Below are 1,892 nucleotides of genomic sequence, written 5' to 3'. Positions count from 1 at the left end.
CAGGAATTGTCGTCGCTCACGCCATGTTACGTATCTCTTATTATCTCTTAACCCGTAAAGAAATGTATGTAGACTTAGGCGAAGATTACTTCGATAAGCAAAGGGAGCAATCAATTGTTCGACATTCGCTGCGTAGACTTGAAAGTTTAGGTTACACCGTATCATTGTCAGAATCAGAAGCCTCTTGATCCAGTCCAATTAGCTTCAATAATGCCAACGAAACAGGCGCTCTCCCCTTTTTTAAAAATGAATGAGCTGCGTCTTCTTTAGTATTGCCGTTTTTCCTAAGTTACAGAAGTTTATTTTCATGGTAGTCGAATAACTTCTGCAAAAAAGGTGCTAATCCTTCTTGGATCAACGCACCCGTCACTTTAATAAGAAATGCGATTACCCCTTTGTAATCGCACTCGTTAATTGATAAACAATACTGTTCATTCTATTGGATTTTTCTATCAGCTTAGTAAGGCTCAGTTTTCTCAATTACTTTTGCACCTGTTGGTGGTTTAACTTCAAAGAAGTTCGCATCAACTTCTACATCAAACTTAATATCAAATGCTTTTGAATCCTCGATACGTTGTTCACCATTTACGCTAAATTCCCTTAAGATTAGTTTGGTTTCTTGGTCAAACCAAAGTTCTACTGAACCTTCAATTAGATATTTATCAACAGTTCGACCTAAAAACGTATCAGTTCCAAGGCTTTGTATCTTTGATTCGTCTATCCCTTTAAAGTATTCCTCTTCAAATGATGTCGATGGACGTTCATACTTCCAAATGGTAAATGTATTTTTTTCTATATCATATTGTCCTATTAATTTTCCATCTGAGACCGAATAGTCACCGTTTTCGTATTTTTGAAGTTCCTTTTCTCCTGATAAGTAAGTTGTAAGTTTTCTTCCATCTGGGGTGATTTCAGTACCTACAATTGCTAATGTAGGGGGCATAGTATTTAGGTTATCTTGTAGCTCCGAATAATTATCCGATATAACCAAATTTATTGCTTTTTCAACTGTTTCAGTCATTGTCGCTTTTACATATGGAATGTTCACTATACTTAGAACCGTTACTAACAACAACGAGGCAACTATAAAATTCGATTTGAATCCCCTTTTAAATCGTTTTTGTTCCTTTTTATTTATCAATGATTGTATATTCATATTACCGTTAAAATCATACTGATTTGCTACTCTGTGTAATGTTTCTTTCAACTTTCTTTCCATAAATAATCCCCCCTTAACGATAAATTTGACTTTTGCGAAAGAATATTTTCCTTTAACTTTTCTCTAGCATTATAAATGCCTAGACTTTACAGTGCCTTCACGGATGTTAAGTGTTAATGCAATTTCCGAAATTGTAAGTTCTTGAAAATAATACAACACAATTACAGTCTGATATTTCACCTTTAAGTTTTTCACTATATCAATTAAAAACTGCTCCTCTTCTTTAAGTATGTATCGCTTTTCAGGACTATCATTATTTTCATAATCATCTTGTAATTGAAACGTGAATCGCTGCTTTCTTTTTTGTTTTAAAGAACAATTGATAACAATACGATTGAACCAGGTTTTAAAAGATGCTTTATTCGAATCAAAACGTTTTAATGAAGAATGTGTTTGAATAAGTGCTTCTTGTACAGCATCCTGAGCAAGAGCGTAATCGTGTAATAGTAAGTAAGAAGTTTGTTGTGCCTGTTTAATATAAGGTTTCAATAAAGAATTAAATGCAATGTTGTCTCCTCGTTTCGCATTTTCTATTAAATTTTTATCGTAAGCCCGAATTATAAAAAATAAGCGCACCTTACCGGTACGCATGACAAATAGCCGTATATCACGACTTTTTTAATCGAATATACGGCTTATTTTATTTTCTGTTACATGTTTCTTGGATCTTTTT

2 protein-coding genes and 1 pseudogene are annotated in these 1,892 nt (G+C 33.6%); 1 reads left to right on the top strand and 2 read right to left on the bottom strand.

Features of this window, described 5'->3' with window-relative positions; genetic code table 11:
- Window positions 1-188, top strand: a pseudogene (locus tag LDX58_RS25575) (IS110 family RNA-guided transposase); the annotation flags it as partial.
- 269 nt (window positions 189-457) lie between these two features.
- Here the strand turns inward: LDX58_RS25575 and LDX58_RS25570 are convergent.
- Together LDX58_RS25570 and LDX58_RS25565 are read right to left on the bottom strand one after the other, a co-directional pair.
- A complete protein-coding gene (locus tag LDX58_RS25570; RefSeq protein WP_227940475.1) occupies window positions 458-1,219 on the bottom strand; it encodes a LolA family protein in 762 nt (253 codons plus the stop codon).
- Between the two features lie 69 nt (window positions 1,220-1,288).
- On the bottom strand, window positions 1,289-1,810 hold the full coding sequence (locus LDX58_RS25565) for an RNA polymerase sigma factor (protein WP_227940474.1): 522 nt from the start codon (window positions 1,808-1,810) through the stop codon (window positions 1,289-1,291).
- Window positions 1,811-1,892 lie beyond the last annotated feature (82 nt).

It is taken from the genome of Alkalihalobacillus deserti (assembly GCF_020734105.1).
Lineage (GTDB): Bacteria > Bacillota > Bacilli > Bacillales > Bacillaceae_D > Halalkalibacter > Halalkalibacter deserti.
The sequence above is the reverse complement of the archived record's forward strand: the minus strand, read 5'-3'. Positions and strand labels throughout refer to the sequence as shown.